This window comes from Acidovorax sp., from assembly GCF_034519795.1.
Taxonomy (GTDB): domain Bacteria; phylum Pseudomonadota; class Gammaproteobacteria; order Burkholderiales; family Burkholderiaceae_C; genus Acidovorax.
The window spans coordinates 207,378-226,305 of record NZ_JAXHOB010000030.1 but is presented as its reverse complement, the minus strand read 5'-3'; the positions used below and the strand labels follow the sequence as shown (position 1 = coordinate 226,305).

The 18,928-nt window shown below is 68.6% G+C and carries 18 protein-coding genes; 5 read left to right on the top strand and 13 right to left on the bottom strand.

All coding sequences use genetic code 11. The features are described 5' to 3' along the window. Positions 1-18 precede the first annotated feature (18 nt). Positions 19-1,815, bottom strand: coding sequence for a glyoxylate carboligase (gcl, locus tag U5N23_RS29880; protein WP_322596317.1), 1,797 nt, complete (start codon positions 1,813-1,815; stop codon positions 19-21). 143 nt (positions 1,816-1,958) lie between these two features. Here gcl and U5N23_RS29875 point away from each other — a divergent pair, with 143 nt between their 5' ends. Next, positions 1,959-2,882, top strand: a complete 924-nt coding sequence (locus U5N23_RS29875) for a LysR family transcriptional regulator (RefSeq protein WP_322596316.1) — start codon at positions 1,959-1,961, stop codon at positions 2,880-2,882. Between the two features lie 72 nt (positions 2,883-2,954). After that, positions 2,955-4,121: a pyridoxal phosphate-dependent aminotransferase gene (locus U5N23_RS29870; protein ID WP_322596315.1), complete on the top strand. Its 1,167-nt coding sequence runs from the start codon at positions 2,955-2,957 to the stop codon at positions 4,119-4,121. Positions 4,122-4,126: 5 nt separating this feature from the next. Here U5N23_RS29870 and maiA read toward each other — a convergent pair whose 3' ends face one another. Genes maiA through U5N23_RS29835 form a run of 7 tightly spaced genes read right to left on the bottom strand, consistent with a single transcriptional unit; the run spans position 4,127 to position 9,716 of the window. Next, entirely contained in the window at positions 4,127-4,777 is a 651-nt protein-coding gene (gene maiA, locus U5N23_RS29865) for a maleylacetoacetate isomerase (RefSeq protein ID WP_322596314.1), read from the bottom strand. Positions 4,778-4,801: 24 nt separating this feature from the next. Further along, positions 4,802-5,128: a non-heme iron oxygenase ferredoxin subunit gene (locus U5N23_RS29860; protein ID WP_322596313.1), complete on the bottom strand. Its 327-nt coding sequence runs from the start codon at positions 5,126-5,128 to the stop codon at positions 4,802-4,804. 12 nt (positions 5,129-5,140) lie between these two features. Further along, positions 5,141-5,611, bottom strand: a complete 471-nt coding sequence (locus U5N23_RS29855) for an aromatic-ring-hydroxylating dioxygenase subunit beta (protein ID WP_322596312.1) — start codon at positions 5,609-5,611, stop codon at positions 5,141-5,143. 1 nt (position 5,612) lies between these two features. Beyond that, positions 5,613-6,902, bottom strand: coding sequence for an aromatic ring-hydroxylating dioxygenase subunit alpha (locus tag U5N23_RS29850; RefSeq protein ID WP_322596311.1), 1,290 nt, complete (start codon positions 6,900-6,902; stop codon positions 5,613-5,615). 41 nt (positions 6,903-6,943) lie between these two features. After that, complete coding sequence (locus U5N23_RS29845) at positions 6,944-7,636, bottom strand: fumarylacetoacetate hydrolase family protein (protein WP_322596310.1); 693 nt, start codon at positions 7,634-7,636, stop codon at positions 6,944-6,946. A gap of 25 nt (positions 7,637-7,661) precedes the next feature. Then, a complete protein-coding gene (gene gtdA / locus U5N23_RS29840) occupies positions 7,662-8,711 on the bottom strand; it encodes a gentisate 1,2-dioxygenase (protein ID WP_322596309.1) in 1,050 nt (349 codons plus the stop codon). A gap of 21 nt (positions 8,712-8,732) precedes the next feature. Next, positions 8,733-9,716 (bottom strand): 2Fe-2S iron-sulfur cluster-binding protein, encoded by a 984-nt coding sequence (locus tag U5N23_RS29835; protein ID WP_322596308.1) that lies wholly within the window; start codon positions 9,714-9,716, stop codon positions 8,733-8,735. 142 nt (positions 9,717-9,858) lie between these two features. On the opposite strand from U5N23_RS29835, the gene U5N23_RS29830 reads away from it, so the two are divergent. Beyond that, complete coding sequence (locus U5N23_RS29830) at positions 9,859-10,788, top strand: LysR family transcriptional regulator (RefSeq protein ID WP_322596307.1); 930 nt, start codon at positions 9,859-9,861, stop codon at positions 10,786-10,788. A 312-nt stretch (positions 10,789-11,100) separates the two neighbouring features. On the opposite strand, the gene hmgA is transcribed toward U5N23_RS29830, so the two are convergent. Together hmgA and argC are read right to left on the bottom strand one after the other, a co-directional pair. Further along, the gene (gene hmgA, locus U5N23_RS29825; protein ID WP_322596306.1) at positions 11,101-12,396 is read right to left on the bottom strand and encodes a homogentisate 1,2-dioxygenase; all 1,296 of its coding nucleotides are present in this window, start codon (positions 12,394-12,396) and stop codon (positions 11,101-11,103) included. Between the two features lie 303 nt (positions 12,397-12,699). Next, the gene (gene argC / locus U5N23_RS29820; protein ID WP_322596305.1) at positions 12,700-13,641 is read right to left on the bottom strand and encodes an N-acetyl-gamma-glutamyl-phosphate reductase; all 942 of its coding nucleotides are present in this window, start codon (positions 13,639-13,641) and stop codon (positions 12,700-12,702) included. A gap of 110 nt (positions 13,642-13,751) precedes the next feature. On the opposite strand from argC, the gene U5N23_RS29815 reads away from it, so the two are divergent. Then, entirely contained in the window at positions 13,752-14,642 is an 891-nt protein-coding gene (locus U5N23_RS29815) for a LysR family transcriptional regulator (protein ID WP_322596304.1), read from the top strand. A gap of 103 nt (positions 14,643-14,745) precedes the next feature. Here U5N23_RS29815 and U5N23_RS29810 read toward each other — a convergent pair whose 3' ends face one another. Both U5N23_RS29810 and U5N23_RS29805 read right to left on the bottom strand, forming a co-directional pair. Continuing rightward, positions 14,746-15,246 carry an HU family DNA-binding protein gene (locus U5N23_RS29810; protein WP_057269070.1) on the bottom strand — a complete coding sequence of 167 codons (501 nt, stop codon included), beginning with the start codon at positions 15,244-15,246 and terminating at the stop codon, positions 14,746-14,748. A gap of 171 nt (positions 15,247-15,417) precedes the next feature. After that, positions 15,418-16,182, bottom strand: a complete 765-nt coding sequence (locus U5N23_RS29805; RefSeq protein WP_322596303.1) for a helix-turn-helix transcriptional regulator — start codon at positions 16,180-16,182, stop codon at positions 15,418-15,420. A gap of 109 nt (positions 16,183-16,291) precedes the next feature. Here U5N23_RS29805 and U5N23_RS29800 point away from each other — a divergent pair, with 109 nt between their 5' ends. After that, entirely contained in the window at positions 16,292-17,122 is an 831-nt protein-coding gene (locus U5N23_RS29800; RefSeq protein ID WP_322596302.1) for a sulfite exporter TauE/SafE family protein, read from the top strand. Here the strand turns inward: U5N23_RS29800 and U5N23_RS29795 are convergent. Beyond that, a complete protein-coding gene (locus tag U5N23_RS29795) occupies positions 17,112-18,914 on the bottom strand; it encodes a feruloyl-CoA synthase (RefSeq protein WP_322596301.1) in 1,803 nt (600 codons plus the stop codon). The genes U5N23_RS29800 and U5N23_RS29795 overlap by 11 nt on opposite strands. Positions 18,915-18,928: the final 14 nt, after the last annotated feature.

Here is an 18,928-nt window from a genome sequence, read left to right as displayed (position 1 = left end):
TCGTCTCTCGTTGAATGTTCAATCCAGCAGGCCGGCGAGTTCCAGGCCGGCCCGCCCGCCGGGGTGGCGGCAGTCGATGGCCTCGAACTCGTTGACCCTGTCGATCTCGGTGCCCATGGCGATGTTGGTGACCTTCTCCAGGATCACTTCCACGACCACTGGCACCCGGTGCTCGCGCGCCAGGGCCAGGGCCTCGGTGAGGGCTCCGGCGATCTTCTCGGGGTCGGTCACGCGCAGCGAGCGGCAGCCCAGGCCCTGCACCACGGCCTGGTGGTCCACGCCGTAGCTGCGCAGGTCGCCCTCGCCCGGGGCCACGTTCTGGTTCTCGAAGGCCAACTGCACGCAGTAGTCCATGTCGAAGCCGCGCTGCGCCTGGCGGATCAGGCCCAGGTAGCTGTTGTTGACCAGCACCTGCACATAGGGCAGGTTGAACTGCGCGCCCACGGCCAGCTCTTCCATCAGGAACTGGAAGTCGTAGTCGCCAGAGAGGCCCACCACTGTGCGCGTCGGATCGGCCGCCACCACGCCCAGCGCGGCGGGAATGGTCCAGCCCAGCGGCCCGGCCTGGCCGCAGTTGATCCACTGGCGCGGGCCGTAGACCTTGAGGAACTGCGCGCCCGCGATCTGGCTCAGGCCGATGGTGCTCACGTAGATGGTGTCGCGCGGCAGCACGGCGTTCATCTCCTCGTACACGCGCATGGGCTTGATGGGGGTCTCGGTGAAATGCGACTTGCGGTGCATCAGCGCCTTGCGCTCGGCGCAGCGGCCGGCCCAGTCGCGGCGGTCGGGCAGGCCCCGGGCGTCCTTGCGCTCGCGCGCCACCTGCACCAGCAGTTGCAGCGCGGCGCGCGCATCGCTCACGATGCCGAAGTCGGGGTTGAAGACCCTGCCGATCTGCGTGGGCTCGATGTCGATGTGCACGAACGTGCGGCCCTTGCAGTACACCTCGGGCGAGCCGGTGTGCCGGTTGGCCCAGCGGTTGCCGATGCCCATCACGAAGTCGCTGGCCAGCAAGGTGGCATTGCCATAGCGGTGGCTGGTCTGCAGGCCGCACATGCCGGCCATCAGTGGGTGGTCGTCGGGCAGGCTGCCCCAGCCCATCAGTGTGGGGATCACGGGCACGCCGGTCAGCTCGGCAAACTCCACCAGCAGGTCCGAGGCATCGGCGTTGATGATGCCGCCGCCGGCCACGATGAGCGGGCGCTCGGCGGCTTCGAGCATGTCCAGCGCCTTCTCCACCTGCCGGCGGGTGGCGGCGGGCTTGTAGACCGGCAGCGGCTCGTAGGTGTCGATGTCGAACTCGATCTCGGCCATCTGCACGTCGAAGGGCAGGTCGATCAGCACCGGCCCGGGCCGGCCCGAGCGCATCAGGTGGAAGGCCTGCTGGAAGGCGCGCGGCACCAGGGCCGGCTCGCGCACCGTCACGCTCCACTTGGTCACCGGCTTGGAGATGGACTCGATATCCACCGCCTGGAAATCCTCCTTGTACAGCCGGGCACGCGGCGCCTGGCCGGTGATGCACAGGATGGGAATGCTGTCGGCGATGGCCGAGTACAGCCCTGTGATCATGTCGGTGCCCGCCGGCCCGCTGGTGCCCACGCACACGCCGATGTTGCCGGCCCGGGCCCTGGTATAGCCCTCGGCCATGTGCGAGGCGGCCTCCACGTGGCGGGCCAGGATGTGGGTGAGCGACTGGCGTTCGCGCACTGCGGCATAGAACGGGTTGATCGCTGCGCCGGGCACGCCGAACAGCTGCGTGATGCCCTCTTTCTCCATCACCAACACGGCGGCCATGGCGGCCTTCATTGTTGCCATCGGGGTCTCCTGTCAAGGGGTTTGAAAACTGATGGACTGGATGCTCCCCGGATTGGCCGAAGCCCGGAACCCGCATCCAGGGCATTAGCGTTATTCCCTTTTGGAATGCAATCGGCCGCCGGGCGCTGCCGATAATCGTTTCCATGGATCGCCTTCTCGGAGTCAAACTGTTCGTGCGCGTGGTCGACCTGGGCTCGTTCAGCAAGGCCGCAGCCGAGATGGGCGTGGGCCAGCCCTCGGCCACCAAGCTTGTGGCCCAGCTCGAAAAGCAGCTGGGCTCGCGCCTGCTGCACCGCAGCACGCGCGGCGTGTCGCCCACCGAGATCGGCCGCCTGTACTACGACAAGTGCAAGCTCATCACCCACCACGTCGAAGAGGCCGAGACCGTGGCCGCGCTGCTGCAGTCCCAGGTGCAGGGCGGGCTGCGCATCAGCACCTCGGTGGCCTTCGGGCGGCGCGTGCTGGTGCCGCTGGTCATGCGCTTCATGCGCGAGAACCCGCGCCTGCAGATCGAGCTGGTCTTCGAGGACCGCTACGTGAACCTGGTGGAGCAGGGCATCGACGTCGCCATCCGCATGGGGCGTCTGGCCGATTCGACACTGGGCGCGCGCTACCTGGGGCTCAACCCCTGGGTGCTGGTGGCGTCCGGCGACTACCTGGCGCAGCGCGGCACGCCCGCGGAGCCGGCCGACCTTGCGCGCCACGATGCGCTGGTCTACAGCACCGCGCAAGGCGATGCGCGCTGGCACCTGGGCAATGGCTCGGGCGCAGCGCTCACGGTGCCGGTGGCGGGGCCGCTGCGCTCCAACAACCTCTCGGCCCTGCTCGCAGCCGCGCGCGGGGGCATGGGCATCGCGGCGCTGCCGACCTATGTGGCGCATGGCTCGCTGGCAGGCGGTGCGGTCGTGTCGCTGCTGCCCGGCTGGACCCTGCCGCCGCAGGAGATCCATGCCGTCTACCCCTCGCCGCGCATGGTGCCGGCCAAGGTGGTGAGCTTCATCGAGTGGCTGCAGCGGCAGATGGGCGAACACTGGTGGGAAATGCAGGGCGGCGATCAATCGCCCTGAAGGGCCCTGGAAAAAGCGCTACGCTTGCAGTCCCTTCACCGATTTGCTGCGGGCCACCGCCGTTTTCCGACCATGCGCGAGACCATCCAGACCCTCGAACCCTCCATGATCCGCGAGGTCGCCAACGCCGGCCTGGGGCGCGACGATGTGCTGGCCTTCTGGTTCGGCGAGAGCGACGAGGTCACGCCCGAGGTGGTGCGCAACGCCGCCATCGCATCGCTGCAGCGCGGCGAGACCTTCTACAGCCACAACCTGGGCCTGCCCGCGCTGCGCGAGGCCGTGGCGGCCTACACCAGCGCCCTGCACCCGGCGGTGGATGTGGGCCGCATCGCCATCACCTCGGGCGGCGTCAGCGCGCTGATGCTGGCCGTGCAGACCCTGGTGGATGCGGGCGACGAGGTGGTGGTGGTCACGCCCGTGTGGCCCAACCTGGTGGCGCAGCCGGTGATTTTGGGCGCGCGTGTGCGCACCTTGCCACTCACGGCGGTGGACGGGCAGTGGACGCTCGACATCGAGGCCCTGTGCCGCGCCGTGACCGCAGACACCCGTCTGCTCATCGTCAACGCCCCCAACAACCCCACGGGCTGGACGCTCACGCGCGCCGAGCAGCAGCGCATACTGGACCATTGCCGCAGCACGGGCACCTGGATCCTGGCCGACGAGGTCTACGAGCGCCTGTACTACGAACCCACCGAGAACCGCTGTGCACCGAGCTTTCTGGACATTGCCAGCGCCGACGACCGCCTGGTGGTGGCGCACAGCTTTTCCAAGAGTTTTCTCATGACCGGCTGGCGCCTGGGCTGGCTGGTGCTGCCGCCCGCGCTGGTGGATGGCATCGCCAAGGTCATCGAGTTCAACACCTCGTGCGCCAGCGTGTTCACCCAACGCGCGGCCCTGGCGGCGCTGGAGCACAGCGAGGAGATCACGCCGCGCGTGGTGGCGCACCTGAAGGCCTGCCGCGACACGCTGGTGCCCTTGTTGGCCGACGTGCCCGGCGTTAAGGTGACGGCGGCGCGTGGCGGCATGTACGCCTTCTTCCAGATCGAAGGCTTCAACGATTCGCTCACGCTGGCCAAGCGCCTGGTGACCGAGGCCGGCCTGGGCCTGGCACCGGGCAATGCCTTTGGCGCCGAGGCGCAGGGCTGGCTGCGCTGGTGCTTTGCCTCCAAGGACCCGGCGCGCCTGGTCGAAGGCGTGCGGCGCCTGCGGGCCTGGCTGGAGGCCAACGCGCCGCGCTGAACCCTTTATTGCGCGTCGGCCTGTGCAGAGGGGTGCGCCTGCTGGAACGCCGGCAGCGCAGCGCAGCGCTCGTCGATGGCCACCAGCGTGGGGTAGGGCGACAGGTCCACCTCGAAGCGCCGCGCGTTGAAGATCTGCGGCACCAGGCAGCAGTCGGCCAGGGTGGGCGTGTTACCAAAGCAGAAGCCGCCGGTGTTGCCGGTGGCGGTGATCTCGGCCTCCAGCGCTTCGAAGCCCTGGGCGATCCAGTGCTTGATCCAGTCGCTCTTGGCCGCGTCGGCCACGCCCAGGGTGCCCGTCAGGTACTTGAGCACGCGCAGGTTGTTGATAGGGTGGATCTCGCAGGCGATCACCAGCGCCAGTTGCCGCACGTAGGCGCGGTCGGCCAGGGCGCTGGGCAGCAGCGGCGTGCCGGGGTACTTTTCTTCCAGGTACTCAAGAATGGCCAGTGACTGGCTCACGCGCATGCCATCCTCGCCGAACACGGGCACCAGGCCCTGCGGGTTGATGGCCTTGTATTCGGGTTTGAGGTGCTCGCCGCCATCGCGCACCAGGTGCACGGGGATCTGGGTGGCCGTGAGGCCCTTGAGATTGAGCGCGATGCGCACCCGGTAGGCGGCCGAGCTGCGGAAGTAGGTGTAGAGAATGCGGTCCATGGGGGAATGATAGTAGGCGCCAGCTCAGCCCAGTGCGAGATACACACGGCCACCCTCGATGCGCACCGGGTAGCTGCGCACCGCATTGGTCACGGGCTGGCAGGTGGGCGCGCCGCTGCGCACGTCGAACCGGCCCTGGTGCAGCGGGCACTCGATCTCGTGGCCTTCCAGAAACCCGTCGCACAGCCGGGCGTGGCCGTGGGTGCACAGGTTGTCGGTGGCGTAGACGGTGCCATCCACGCCGTAGAGCGCGATGTCGCGGCCTGCCACGGCCAGGCCGATCACGTCGTCCTGCGGCACATCGTCGAACGCGGCCGCATCGGTCCATTGCGGGGTGGTGGTGTCGTTCATGGCTTGGACTTTCTAGATCGGGTAGATGATCGAGTTGGGGATCATTTCGCTGTCGTAGACGACGAGCTTCTTCGCGAACTTGAGGCCATCGGGCGTGCGCACCACCTCGTCGATGTAGCGGCCCGCGTTGAACACCGTGGACATCTGCGACAGCTTGGTGCGCAGCACGGCGTAGTTGGCCTCGCAGTGGATGCGCTCGCCGTCGAGCTGGCGCACCACCGGCGCACCGATGATGTGGCGCTGGTAGTAGGGGTCGTGGAACAGGGTCTCCTTGATGCCGTAGACCCTGTCCCGCAGCATGCCCTTGCTCTCGAACGACAGCGTGGCCAGCGGAAACCCGCGCTCGTGGTTCTCGCGCGGCTGCAGGCGGTAGCTGCAGTCGTCGGTGAAGAAGCCGGGCCACAGGTCCCAGTCGCCTGAATCCACGGCGCTGGCGTAGTCGGCGTAAAGCTGGGTCAGGGCGTAGTAGGTGGCGAAGTCCATCTCAGCCACCTGCCTTGTCCTGGGGTGCGTCGTCGTCCTCCATGACCTCACGCCAGTATTGGTACATGCCGCGGATCAAGGTCTCGGTCACCATGTGGTCGGTGTTGCCCACCTCGCGCCCGCCCAGTTCGGCCAGCGCGCGGTGAAAAGGCTTTTGCGCAAAGCCCTGCTGCGAGAACTCGATCACCTCGCCATCGTCGGCCGAGACAAAGCCCGCCGGCCCGAACAGATTGGCCTGGCGCAGCCGGCGCTGCGTCATCTCCTCGGTATCGTCCGCGAAGCCGAAATGCGTCCACACGAAGTCGAAGGCGCCATGGCCTGCGGGCTGGATGTGGCGCGTGGAGACGCTGTTGACCTGCTGCTGCAGGATCACGCTCGGGAACAAGGTCATCATCACCGCGGTGGGCCCGCCCCACCAGGGCTCGGGCACGATGTCCAGAAAGCGCGGGTCTTCGAGCTGCATGCTTTCCTTGAAGCTCGACACCTGCGTGACTTGGCCGGCCTTGCCCGCCTGGCCGCGCGTGGACACCATGGCCGCATGGCGGTGGCGGGAGTCCATGGTGAGTTCGCTCTTGTTGTCCGCGCGCCAGAGCCCGAAGGTCACGAACCAGGTGTGCAGCAGCCCGGGGTGGTAGGGGTCCTTGATGTTCTCCTGCATCAGCTTCCAGTTGCCCGGGATGCGCTGGCGGTTGTAGCCCAGCAGGGTGAGTTGGCGGCCATCGAACAGCCGGTCGAAGTAGGCCAGGATCTCGGGGCCGAGAAAGTCCTCGAACGATTCCACACCATGGTCGAACGAGGCGAACACCACGCCGCCGCGCGTGGCGACCTTCAGCTTGTTGAGCCCGTGCTCTGCGGGATTGAAATCGGCCGGCATGCCGCCGTGGACCTTGCCGTCCTGCTTGACACCGCGGCGAAAAGGCACGCCCTGCAGCTCGCCCTTCAAGCTGTAGTTCCACTGGTGGTAGGGGCAGACCAGCTCCTTGCGGTTGCCCGAGCGCTCGCGGCAGAACTGCATGCCGCGGTGCGCGCAGACGTTCTCGATCACGTTGATGCCGCCCTCGGCATCGCGCACCATGACCACCGAGCGCTCGCCGATCACCGTGCGCTTGAAGTCGCCGGCGTTCGGGATCTCGGCTTCGAGGCCCACATAGCACCAGTGCTTCTGGTAGAAGAAGCGTTCGAGCTCCTTGCGGTGCAGCGCGTCGTCGGTGTAGACCTTGAAGGGCACGCGGCTCGTACCGGTGCCCTCCCAGTGCACCCCGGTGGGAAAGATGGTGGTGGGTTCGCTCATGCCGGTCTCCTCGTTCTTTTGCTGGTCCTGTGGATGGGAGCTCAGGACACCGTGACCAGAATCTCACCCAGGCCGGCGATGGTCCCGTGCATCACGTCGCCGGTCACCACGGCGTTCACGCCCTCGGGCGTGCCGGTCATGACCAGGTCTCCGGGCTCCAGCGTCTCGTACTGCGAGAGGGTGGTCAGGCACTCGGCGACCGACCAGATGAGCAGGGCGATGTCCGAATGCTGGCGCGGCTGCCCGTTGACGGTGAGCGAGATCGCGCCTGCGGCGGGGTGGCCGATGTCCTGGGCGCGGTGGATGGCGCCGAAGGGCGCCGAGCGGGCGAACGACTTGCCGAATTCCCAGGGCCGGCCCTTGTCGCGCGCCTCCAGCTGCAGGTCGCGCCGCGTCATGTCCAGGCCCACGGCATAGCCGTAGACATGCTCCAGCGCTTTGTCCACCGGAATGTTGGCGCCGCCCGTGCCGATGGCCAGCACCAGTTCGATCTCGTGGTGGAAATTGGCCGTGCGCGGCGGGTAGGGAATGGCCTGGGGGTGCGCGGCGTCCACGGCGGCGTTGGCGGGCTTCATGAAGAAGAACGGGGCCTCGCGGTCCGGGTCCTTGCCCATCTCGCGCGCATGGGCCGCGTAGTTGCGCCCCACGCAGAAGATGCGGTGGACGGGAAAGCGTTCTTCGCGGCCCGCGACGGTGAGGGTGGGCATGGCAGGGGCAGCAACGGCGTAGGGCATGGTGGGTCCTGAAAGGATGTGGCGATCAGAGGCGTTCTTCGCGCCACAGGCCCAGGGCCTTCTGCACAGGGCGGTCGGAGTAGGAAAAGAGAATGCTGTCGGCACGGGCGCGCAAGCGCAGCGTGTGCCAGGATGGCACGACGAACACATCGCGCTCCTCGAAGCCATGGGTCTGTCCGTTGATCTCGGCCTCGCCACCGCCTTCCAGGCAGACATGCACCGTGCCATCGGTGCAGCGGTAGGGGCGGGTTGAGAAGCCGGCGGGAAGGCGCTGGGCGAAAGTACCCATGGTGGGCATGGGCGAGCCGCCGGTGGCAGGGTTCACGAAGCGCTGCTTGAAGCCCAGGTGGGCATCGGGCATGCCGTGGGATATGGCGAGCAGCGCCGCACGCGTCTGCGCAAAGGGATAAATGAACAGGCGGGTCGGGTCGCCCGCGCGCTGCTCCTCGTCCATGGGCTGCATGTTGTTGCCGTAGCGTGCCAGCGCATCGCCTTCGGGGCGCTCCACGCCTTGCGAGCGCTCCCCGGCTTTTTCGGCAAAGCCTGCATCGAGAAATCGCACCAGCGGGATGTCCAACCCATCGAGCCAGACCACGGGCTCGCTGCCCAGGTTGCCATGCTCATGCCAGGTCCAGGCGGGCGTGATGATGAAGTCGCCACGGCGCATGGTCACCCGCTCGCCATTGACGGCGGTGTAGGCGCCTTCGCCGTCCAGCACCAGGCGCAGGGCCGACTGGGTGTGGCGGTGCGCGGGGGCCACTTCGCCGGGCAGTATCAGCTGCAGACCCGCATACAGCGACTGCGTGATGCACGACTGCCCGCGCAGGCCGGGGTTTTCCAGGATGAGAACGCGCCGCTCGGCTTCGGCTGCGCTGATCAGCGTGCCCGCTTCCATCACCTGGGCGCGCACGTCTGCGTACGACCACCGGTGGGGAACGGCGGGGGAGCGGGGCTCGGGCGGCACCAGGGCACCGAGCACTTCCCACAGCGGCGTCATGCTGTCGGCGCCGATGCGGTCGTAGTACGCCTTGCGCGCGGCCAGGGTCTCGGCGGAGTGGGTGGCGAGGTGGTTCATTTCGGGGCTCTCGGTGTGCAGTCAGGTGCCGCTGGCGTAGAAGGCGTCCGCATGGACTTGGCCGGGCAACACGCCCAAGCCGCGCACCAGCAGCGAGGTGGCTTCCACCATGGGTGGTGCGCCGCACAGGTAGGCGCGAAAGCCGGCCAGGTCCTGCCAGTCCTGGGCGATGGCGTGCGTGACGAGCCCGGCGCGGCAGCCCGGCGCCCGCCCGCAGGCCAGCACCGTGTGCACCGTGAGCGCGGGGTGCCGGCGCTGCAGATCCGCCAGCCATGCCTGCCCGTAGAGGTCGCGCTCGGAGCGCACGCCGAAGTACAGGTGCACCGGGTTGTGCATGCCGGCCGCGAGCGCGCCACGCAAGATGGACAGGATGGGCGCCAGGCCCGTGCCACCCGCCACGCAGAGCATGGGGCCGGTGTGCTGGCGCCGCAGGTAGGCCGAGCCCAGGGGGCCGCTCACGCGCACCGCGTCGCCCACCTTCATGTCCCGGGCAATGTAGGCGGTGACGCGCCCCTCGGGCACCAGCCGCACGTGGAACTCCAGTTCGCCATCCCCGGCCAGACCCGCCATCGAGTAGGGGCGCACATGCGCGTGTGTGAACTGCAGCTGCGCATACTGGCCCGGCGAGAAGTCAAGCGGCTTGGCAGGCTGCAGGCGCAGGCGCTTGATGTCGTGGGCCGCATCCTCGATGGCGACGACCGTGGCCTTGATCGTTCGCGCGGTGTGCACGACCACCTCGTCGGGCTCGGCAATCTCCACCGTGCAGGGCTCGGTCACGAAGGTCTGGCAGGCCAGTACGTAGCCGTCTTCCGCGCCCAGCGGCCGCTGCGCTTCACGGCCCGATTCGAGCACCCCGCCCGCCACCACCTTGCAGCGGCAGGTGCCGCAGCGCCCGGCCATGCAGCTGTACGACACGGGCACGTCGTTGGCGCGCAGGGCATCGAGCAGGTTCACGCCGGCAGCGACGTGCAGGGTGCGCCGCAGCGGGCGGACGTGGATTTCCATCGTGCGTTGTCTCTTCTTCGTTCGGGATCGCGGTGCTCCCGGTGGGAGCCATGGCCGCGATGATCCGGGCCACCCAAAAATCAGTCAACGCGATGGTGTGAATGTTGAATATCATTGAAGTCAATATTCATCGGGGCAGGCCATGGAGCTCAAGGACATCGATCTCAATTTGCTGGTGGTCTTCAACCAGTTGCTGGCCGAGCGCAAGGTCTCCAAGGTGGCCGAGAACCTGGGCCTGGGCCAGCCGGCCGTGAGCAATGCTCTGGCGCGCCTGCGCCGGCAGTTCGACGACCCCCTGTTCCTGCGCACGGCCAATGGCATGCAGCCCACGCCGTTTGCCGAGCAACTGGCCGAGTCGGTGGGCTATGCGCTGGGCATGATCCATGGCGCGGTCAACGCGCGCAACGCCTTCGATCCCGCCAGCAGCCAACGCAGCTTCACGGTGGGCATGACCGACATCGGGGAGATCTACTTCCTGCCCCGGCTCATGCAGCGCATCGGCGAGCTGGCGCCGGGCGTGGCGATCAGCACGGTGCGCAACACTGCGGTCAACCTCAAGGACGCGATGGAGGCTGGCCAGGTGGACCTGGCCATCGGGCTCTTGCCGCAGCTCAAGGCCGGGTTCTTCCAGCGCAGGCTGTTCGAGCAGGACTATGTCTGCCTGATGCGCCGGGGCCATCGGCTGGACCAGCGCAGGCTGCGCCTGGCGGAATTCTTTGCGGCGGAGCATGTGGCCATCGTCTCGGCGGGAACGGGCCACGGCCAGGTCGATGAGATCCTGGACAAGCATTCGCCCCAGAGGCGCGTGAAGCTCAAGGTGCCGCACTTCGTGGCCATCGGCCACATCCTGCAGTCCACGGACCTCATCGCCACCGTGCCGGAGCGGCTGGCCGAGCGCATGGCCGATCCGTTCGGCCTCACGCACCTGCCCCACCCAGTCAGGCTGCCGCGCATCGCCATCAATCTCTTTTGGCACGCCAAGTACCACAAGGACCCGGCCAACCAGTGGCTGCGCACGCTGGTGTTCGACCTGCACTCGGACTATGCAGGGCAGGCAAGGCCGGCGGTTTGACGGGTCATGGACCCATGGTGTGGTGTCGCCCAGGCTGGTGCGCGGCAGCAGCCCGGCCGTCAAGGCAGCAGGCGGCCCGGCCGCACCTGCGCGCGCGGAGATGGCGCAGGGTTCAGGTGGGAGAGGGAGGCGGCAGCCAGCCGCCGGGGCTCAGAGGCTGAGAGTTCTTTGACCGTGCCCGAAAGGCGCGTCACAACGCTCTGGGTCCAGGCGCAAAGCGCAGCCATGGCTCGAGCTATGGCGAGCTTTGCAACGACGAGCCAGGGTGTTTTGGCGTGCAAGGCGGGCATGGACGAAAAAACTCTCAGCCTCTCAGGGCTGGTCGGGGTTGAAGTGCTTGCGCAGCCCCTGCCAGCAGCGGTAGTAGTCGTCCTGCAGCTGCGCCGACTGCAGCGCCTGCGCGGTGGGGCGCTGCACGCAGCGCGTCTCGAACATGAAGGCCATGGTGTCCTTGATGGCGTGCGGTGCCGACAGGTCGGCGTGGCTGGCCTTCTCGAAGGTCTCCGCGTCGGGGCCGTGGCCGGTCATGCTGTTGTGCAGGCTGGCGCCTCCGGGCACGAAGCCTTCGGCCTTGGCGTCGTAGACGCCATGCACCAGGCCCATGAACTCGCTGGCGATGTTGCGGTGGAACCAGGGCGGACGGAAGGTGTCCTGCATCACCAGGGTGCGCGGCGGGAACACCACGAAGTCGATGTTGCTCACGCCCGGCGTGTCAGAGGCGCTGTGCAGCACCAGGAAGATCGACGGGTCCGGGTGGTCGTAGCTGATCGAGCCGATGGCGTTGAAGCGCCTGAGGTCGTACTTGTAGGGCGCGTAGTTGCCATGCCAGGCCACCACGTCGATGGGCGAGTGCTCCATCTGCGCCGACCACAGGTGGCCCATGAACTTGGCCACCAGCTCGTGCGGCGCGTCGATGTCCTCGTAGGCTGCATGCGGCGTGAGGAAGTCGCGCGGGTTGGCCAGGCCGTTGGAGCCGATGGGTCCCAGGTCCGGCAGGCGGAAGTTGGCGCCGTAGTTCTCGCAGATGTAGCCGCGCGCTTCGCCGTCCGGCAGTTCCACGCGAAAGCGCACGCCGCGCGGTATCACCACGATCTCCTGCGGCTCGGCGTCGATCACGCCCAGCTCCGTCACGAAGCGCTGGCGGCCTAGCTGCGGCACGATGAGCATCTCGCCGTCGGCGTTGTAGAACACCCGCCGCTCCATCGACCGGTTGGCCGCGTACAGGTGCATGGCCGCACCGTTCTGGGCGTGTGGGTCGCCATTGCCGGCCATGGTGACGATGCCCTGCACGAAGTCGGTGGGCTCGGTGGGCATGGGCTGCGGGCTCCAGCGCAGCTGGTTGGGGGGCGTGGGCACGGCGTCGAAGGCGCTCACGATGCGCCCATCCTCGATGCGCTCGAACGGCGTGTGCATGGCCGATGGGCGGATGCGGTACAGCCAGGAGCGGCGGTTGTCCGCGCGCAGCGCCGTGAAGGCGGTGCCGCTCAGTTGCTCGGCATACAGGCCGTAGGGGCAGCGCTGTGGCGAGTTGCGGCCCACGGGCAGCGCGCCCGCAAGCGCCTCGGTGGCGAATTCATTTCCAAAGCCGGACTGGTAGGGGGTGCTCATGGTGTGTGGCGTACAAGGTGGGGCAGGGTGGGGCTGCGCCGTCCCCGATGGAGGCGCCTTCCCGGCCATTGTGGAGCGGGTTGCGCGCAGGTTTCCTGCGTGCCCGGCATACCGGTCCCGGCAGCCGGGTCAATGCCCGGCCGTGCACGCGGGCGAACAGGCGCACCAGGCCCGGCAGCGTGTCGATGTGGATGTTGCCTATGGGCTTGGATGGGGCGTGCGCGTCTGCCCAGGCATCGGGCGCCACACCATCCACCATTTCTGCACGACGGATGAGCGCCGCCGAACAGTGGGCGAAGCCCGTCAGCCCTTTGCCATGCGTTCCAGCATCAGGTCCAGGTTCTGCACGGCCGCGCCCGAGGCGCCCTTGCCCAGGTTGTCGAACACGGCGGCGAGCAGCACCTGCCCGTGCTGTGCGTTGGCAAACACGGACAGGCGCAGCTGGTTGCTGCCGTTCAGCGCCTCGGGGTCCAGGTGCTCGGTGGATTCGGCCTCGGCCAGCCCCGCCACCTCCACATGGCGCTGGCCGGCATAGTGCTGCGCCAGGGCCTGGTGGATCTTCTCGGCGCTGGTGCCTGCGGGCAGGCTGCGCAGCTGCAGGGGGATGGTCAGCACGATGCCCTGGCGGAAGGCGCCATAGGCCGGCAGGAAAATGGGCCGCGCCGACAGGCCCGCATACCGTTCGATTTCTGGCGTGTGCTTGTGCGCCAGGCGCAGGCCGTAGACCTGGAAGGCGGGCGCCTTGGCGCCCGGTGCCTCGTGCTCCTGCACGCGCGAGCGCCCACCGCCGGAGTAGCCCGACACGGCGTGTATCGCCAAGGGGTGGTCCGCCGGTACCAGGCCGGCCTGAACCAGCGGGCGCAGCAGGGCGATGGCGCCCGTGGGGTAGCAGCCCGGGTTGGTCACGCGCCGGGCATCGGCAATGCGCTCGGCTTGGCCGCCATCCATCTCGGGAAAACCATAGACCCAGCCGGCATCGGTGCGGTGGGCGGAGCTCGCGTCGATCACGCGCACGGCCGGGTTGGTGATGGAGGCCGCAGCCTCGCGCGCTGGTCCGTCGGGCAGGCACAGCACGGCGATGTCGCAGGCATTGATGGCCTCGGCGCGCCGTGCAGGGTGCTTGCGGTCCTGCTCGGGCAGGGTCAGCAGGGTGAGGTCGGTGCGGCCATGCAGTCGCTCGTGGATCTGCAGGCCGGTCGTGCCCTGGTCGCCATCGATGAAGACAAGCGGTGTGTTGCGGCTCATGCGGGTTGCTCCTGGTGGTGTGCCAAATGGGGGATGCGCAATCTTCGGCGGCTGCATAGAATTTGAAAAGTTGAATTTCACAACCACCAGCATCAGGATTTCTGAACGACATGCGTGAACTGAACCTGGACCGATTGCGCACCCTCGTCACCATCGCCGACCTGGGATCGTTTGCCGAAGCCGCGCGCGTGCTGCACCTGGCGGCCCCCACGGTGAGCCTGCACATGGCCGACCTGGAGGCGCAGGTGGGCGCGCCGCTGCTGCTGCGCAAGCGCGGTGAAGTGCGTGCCACCGGCGTGGGCGAGGCCCTGGTCGAGCGTGCTCGGCGCCTGCTGGCCGATGCCGATGAAACCCTGGCCATGGTGCAGCGCCAGGTGCAGGGCCTGGCCGGCCGCGTGCGGCTGGGAGCCTCCACCGGAGCCATCGCCCACCTGCTGCCGCAGGCGCTGGAAGTGCTGGGCCAGCAGCACCCGGACATCGACGTGCAGGTGGCGGTGCTCACCTCGCACGACACCATGGCCCGGCTGGCCGGCGGCACGCTCGATGTGGGCCTGGTGGCGCTGCCCCAGTCGACCACGGTGCAGGGGGTGCTGGTGGAGCCCTGGCGGCGTGACCCGGTCATGGCCTTCGTGCCGGCGAAATGGCCGGCGCCCACGCGCGCCACGCCACACTGGCTGGCGGGCCAGCCGCTGATCCTCAACGACGAGGGCACCAGCCTGTCGCGCCTGACCGGCGAGTGGTTTGCGCTGGCCGGCGAGCAGCCCACGGCGCGCATAGAGCTCAACTACAACGATGCCATCAAGAGCCTGGTGGCTGCCGGCTATGGCGCCACGCTGCTGCCGCACGAGGCTGCGGTGGCTACGCCGCCCGACCCGCGCATCCGCATGCTGGCCCTGCGCCCGGCGCTGTGGCGGCCCCTGGGCCTGGCCTGCCGCGCCGGCGCGCTCGAGAAGGCCACGCAGCATGTGCTGGACGTGCTCCGGCAGCAGCGCCAAGTGTGATCGAAAGAGGCGGGGAAGTGAAATGAAAAAAGCCCAGGCGGTGCATCTGCATCGCCTGGGCTTCCGATCCGAAACCTGGAAAGACTGCTCCAGGAAGGGCCGATCAGGCCGTCGCGTCCTTGAGCTTCTTGAGCGCGCGGGTCTTGATCTTCACAGCCGCGGGCTTGGCCGGGAACCAGCGCTCGGCGCCGGTGAAGGGGTCCTTGCCAAAGCGCTTCTTCTTGGCGGGCACTTGCTGCAGGCCGATCTTCAGCACGCCAGGCAGCGTGAACTCGCCGGAACCCTTCTTGTGCACGGAGCCCAGGATGGCGGCTTCGAGCGCTGCCAGCACGGCCTTGGTGGCCTTGGGTTCCACGCCCGATTGCTCGGCCAGGTGGGCCACCAGGGTCGTCTTGTTGAAGGCGGTCTTGATCGGCTTGAGCGCTGCAGGCGTTGCTGCGGCGGCGGGTGCGGCCTTCTTCGCTGCAGGGGCTGCGGCCTTCTTGGCAGCAGGCGCTGCCTTCTTGGCGACAGGTGCTGCGACCTTCTTGGCCACGGGTGCTGCAGCCTTCTTCGCTGCGGGGGCTGCCTTTGCGACAGCGGTGGTTTTCTTTGCAGTTGCCATGATGATGATTCTTTGTTTTCGATAGTTGCAATGGGCCCCCCCGCTGGAGCAAGGAGGTGCGCGATTTTAGAAGCACTGCGCGCACGAATGCTATAGGACAAGACCGCAGAACCTCAGCGGCCTTTGCGTGGCGTGATTTTTACAACGCTTGCGCGGGCGTTTTGCGCGCCATCACGCCACCAGGAACTCCGAGGGAGGGCGCCCCAGGCGCTTCCTGAACATGGTGGAAAAAGCGCCGGGGCTCTCGTAGCCGAGGTCCAGCGCCACAGTGGTCACGGCGTCACCGCGCGACAGGCGCGACAGCGCGGCGAGCAGGCAGGCCTGCTGGCGCCACGCGCCGAACGACATGCCGGTCTGCAGCCGAAAGAAGCGGGTGAAGTTGCGCTCGCTCTTGTGCAACTGCCGTGCCCAGTCGGCGGGAGATGCATGCACATGCGGCTGGTGCAGAAAGCCGGCGCACAGTGCTGCCAGCGCCGCATCGTGCGGCATGGGCGCGAAGAAGGGCAGGGTCGGCGCACGCTGCAGCTCGTGCAGAACCAGTTGCACCAGGGCCCCATCGCGCCCGCGCTGCGCGTAGTCGGCCGGCAGCCCGGCCGATTCCAGCAGCAGCTGGCGCAGCAGCGGCGAGACCTGCAGCACCTCGCATTGCTGCGCATGCCGCGGAGCGGCGCGCGGCTCGATGTAGAGGCTGCACGTGCTCACGCCCACCATGCGCACGCGGTGCGGCTTGCCGGCCGGTATCCACACGCCGCTGCTGGTCGGCACGACCCAGGCGCCATCGTCCGTGCCGACTTCCATGATGCCTGTGGCGCCGTACAGGAACTGCGCGCGCCGGTGGCTGTGCGTGTCGAGCAGGGTGCCAGCGGGGTAGTCGGTGGCGATGGCCAGGACCGGGCGGTCCACGGCGTCGACGGTGTGCAGGGGCGTGTTGCGCATGCTCCGGGTGCTTTGGCTGAAATGCAAACATTATTGGCCTGCCGACGAAAGCCGGCCAGGCCACTGCGGCCTAAGCTCGCCTCCTGTCTTGCAGCAATGGGATGTGCGCATGGAGTTCTACCTTGTCCTTGCCGTGTTCGGCACACTGGCCGGCGTCACCACCGTGCTCTTCGGCTTCGGTGGTGGGTTCGTCGTCGTGCCCGTGCTGTACCGCACGCTGGTGCACCTGCACGGGGCGGACAGCGCCGCCGGCCAGTCGGCCATGCAGGTGGCGGTGGCCACCTCCACCTGCGTGATGATCGTCGGCGCGGGCCTGGCCACGCGGCGCCACCACCGGGCGGGCAATGTGGATTGGGCGCAGGTGCGGCCGCTGCTGGCCTGCATCGCCGTGGGCTCGGTGGCAGGGGCCGCCGCTGCCACCCTGATCCGCAGCGACTGGGTGCGCTGGGCCTTCGTGGCCTACCTGGCGCTCACCATCCTCGACGGGCTGCTGCGCCCGGGCTTCATCCGGCCGCGCGTGGCAGATGGTGCAGGAGCTTCCAAGCCGCAGCCTTCCGGTCCGCTCACGGCCTTGCTCGGGCTGGCCATCGGTGCGGTGGCCGCCTTCCTGGGGGTGGGCGGCAGCGTGATGACGGTGCCGCTCATGCGCCGGCGTGGCGCGCCCATGGTGCAGGCCACGGCCGCGGCCAACCCGCTGTCGCTGCCGGTGGCACTGGCCGGCACCGCGACCTATGTGCTGCTGGCCTGGGGGCAGGCGGCGCCGCTCGGTGCGTGGCACGCGGGCTTTGTGGACCTGCGGGCCTTCGCGGTGCTGGTCGCCGGCTCGTGGCTGGGCATCCGGCTCGGTGGGCGCTTCGTGGGACGCCTGCCCGACGGGCTGCACGCCAAGGTCTATCTGGCACTGCTCGCGCTGGTGCTGCTGGCCATGCTCATGCGCTGACGATCACGTCCGCACGCGGCGGTGTCGCGTGCAGGGCGTGCACCTCGTCTTCGCGCTGGGCCAGCACCGCACCCTGGTTGATGTAGCCCTTGTCGGTGATCTCGCCGACGTCGGCATCGGGCGGCGTGCGCAGCACCAATGCCCGCGTGGGGCATTGCGACGAGCCCGCGCCCGCATCGCGCCGGGCCTGCATCACGGCGCGCAGCGCCTGCGTGAGCCTTGGGCCATCGGCCGCGCCGGCGGCCGACGGAAAGACCAGCATGCCCACTTCGTCGCGGTCGTGCCCGGTGAGCACGATGTCCTGCACCAGCGGCGCGAGCTGCGAGACCAGCTCCACCCGCAGCGTGCCCACCGAGACCCAGCTGCCGGTGGAGAGCTTGAAGTCCTCGGCCACGCGCCCGTTGAAGACCACGCCGCGCTCGGGCCGTTCGGCGTCGGCCAGGGTGCCCGCATCGCCGATGCGGTAGAAACCGTCTTCGTCGAAGGCTGCCGCCGTCTCGTGCGGCGCGTTGCGGTAGCCCGGGAACACCGACACGCCCTTGACCCGCATCTCCAGCTTGCCGCCGTTGGGCACCAGCTTGAGCGTGAGCCCGGGCAGCGGTGCACCGATGCAGCCCGCGCCCTGCAGGCGCCAGTGCGCCGTGGTGATGGCCGGGGACGTCTCGGTCGCACCCCAGGAGGTGGTGAGCCACAGCGGCTGCGCGGGCCGGGCGCGCGCGGCCACGGCTTCGAGCCGTTGCCAGGTGGAGGGGGCGAGCGCCGCTGCCGCATAGAAGGCCAGGCGCAGGCGCGAGAGCACCTCGGCGGCCAGGGCCGGGTCGGCCTCCAGCGCGGGCAGCAGCATGTCGAAGCCGCGCGGCACGTTGAAGAGCAAGGTGGGCCGCACCTCGCGCAGGTTGCGCACGGTCTTCTCGATCAGGCCGGGCGCGGGCCGGCCCTCGTCGATGTAGAGCGCGCCGCCGTGGCATAGCACCATGTTCAGGTTGTGGTTGCCGCCGAAGGTGTGGCTCCAGGGCAGCCAGTCCACCAGCACCGGCTTTTCGTGGCCGAGAAAGCGCCAGGTCTGCGCCACCATCTGCTGGTTGGCGCAGAGCATGCGGTGCGTATTGATCACCACCTTGGGCCGGCCGGTGGAGCCCGAGGTCAGCAGGTACTTGGCGTGGTCGTCGGGCGCGATGGCCTCGAAGGCCTGCGCCACGGCCGGTGTTTCCCGGGCTGCGAGCAACTGCGCAAAAGCCAGGGCGCCGGGGCATTCCTGCGCATGGCGGCTGAAGACCCGCACCGCGTTGCCGGCGTAGCCCGCCAGGGCCGGCGCATAGGCGTGGGCATCCGAGGCATAGACCAGGCACGGCTGCAGCGCCGCCAGCATGCTGTGCAGCCGCCCCGGGTCGCGCGAGCGCGCGTAGGCGCTCGACAGCGAGCACGCCGTGCGGCCGATGTGCATGGCGGCCAGCATCAGCACGGCATGGTCCACGGCGTTGTCCGAGAGGATGGCGATGGGCCGCCCCGCAGGCAGGGCCATGTCCAGCAGCGACTGGGCCACCGCACCCACGGCCTGGCGCAGCTGGGCATAGGTCAGGCGGCGCCAGTCCTCGCCGCTGTCGTCGCGCTCGGCCAGCGCCAGGGCATCGGGCGTCTCGCGTGCCCAGTGCTCCAGCCACTCGCCCACGCAGCGGGCATAGGGCCCCAGCGGCTCGGGCGATTGCAGGGTGAAGGCGCCGTCGGCCAGGTGCGTGAGCACGGTGCGGGGTGGTGCCAGTTCGGCGGGGTCATCGACGAAATCGGGGTGCATCGTGTTGTCTCTGG

Excerpts from the sequence above, each read along its gene's own strand:
- U5N23_RS29835 (WP_322596308.1), bottom strand. The coding sequence starts at position 9,716 with ATGGAAATCCACGTCCGCCCGCTGCGGCGCACCCTGCACGTCGCTGCC.
- U5N23_RS29860 (WP_322596313.1), bottom strand. The coding sequence starts at position 5,128 with ATGAACGACACCACCACCCCGCAATGGACCGATGCGGCCGCGTTCGAC.
- U5N23_RS29845 (WP_322596310.1), bottom strand. The coding sequence starts at position 7,636 with ATGCCCTACGCCGTTGCTGCCCCTGCCATGCCCACCCTCACCGTCGCG.
- U5N23_RS29800 (WP_322596302.1), top strand. The coding sequence starts at position 16,292 with ATGGAGTTCTACCTTGTCCTTGCCGTGTTCGGCACACTGGCCGGCGTC.
- U5N23_RS29830 (WP_322596307.1), top strand. The coding sequence starts at position 9,859 with ATGGAGCTCAAGGACATCGATCTCAATTTGCTGGTGGTCTTCAACCAG.
- U5N23_RS29875 (WP_322596316.1), top strand. The coding sequence starts at position 1,959 with ATGGATCGCCTTCTCGGAGTCAAACTGTTCGTGCGCGTGGTCGACCTG.
- U5N23_RS29855 (WP_322596312.1), bottom strand. The coding sequence starts at position 5,611 with ATGGACTTCGCCACCTACTACGCCCTGACCCAGCTTTACGCCGACTAC.
- U5N23_RS29810 (WP_057269070.1), bottom strand. The coding sequence starts at position 15,246 with ATGGCAACTGCAAAGAAAACCACCGCTGTCGCAAAGGCAGCCCCCGCA.
- U5N23_RS29870 (WP_322596315.1), top strand. The coding sequence starts at position 2,955 with ATGCGCGAGACCATCCAGACCCTCGAACCCTCCATGATCCGCGAGGTC.
- U5N23_RS29805 (WP_322596303.1), bottom strand. The coding sequence starts at position 16,182 with ATGCGCAACACGCCCCTGCACACCGTCGACGCCGTGGACCGCCCGGTC.
- gtdA (WP_322596309.1), bottom strand. The coding sequence starts at position 8,711 with ATGAACCACCTCGCCACCCACTCCGCCGAGACCCTGGCCGCGCGCAAG.
- U5N23_RS29795 (WP_322596301.1), bottom strand. The coding sequence starts at position 18,914 with ATGCACCCCGATTTCGTCGATGACCCCGCCGAACTGGCACCACCCCGC.
- U5N23_RS29850 (WP_322596311.1), bottom strand. The coding sequence starts at position 6,902 with ATGAGCGAACCCACCACCATCTTTCCCACCGGGGTGCACTGGGAGGGC.
- gcl (WP_322596317.1), bottom strand. The coding sequence starts at position 1,815 with ATGGCAACAATGAAGGCCGCCATGGCCGCCGTGTTGGTGATGGAGAAA.
- maiA (WP_322596314.1), bottom strand. The coding sequence starts at position 4,777 with ATGGACCGCATTCTCTACACCTACTTCCGCAGCTCGGCCGCCTACCGG.
- U5N23_RS29815 (WP_322596304.1), top strand. The coding sequence starts at position 13,752 with ATGCGTGAACTGAACCTGGACCGATTGCGCACCCTCGTCACCATCGCC.
- hmgA (WP_322596306.1), bottom strand. The coding sequence starts at position 12,396 with ATGAGCACCCCCTACCAGTCCGGCTTTGGAAATGAATTCGCCACCGAG.
- argC (WP_322596305.1), bottom strand. The coding sequence starts at position 13,641 with ATGAGCCGCAACACACCGCTTGTCTTCATCGATGGCGACCAGGGCACG.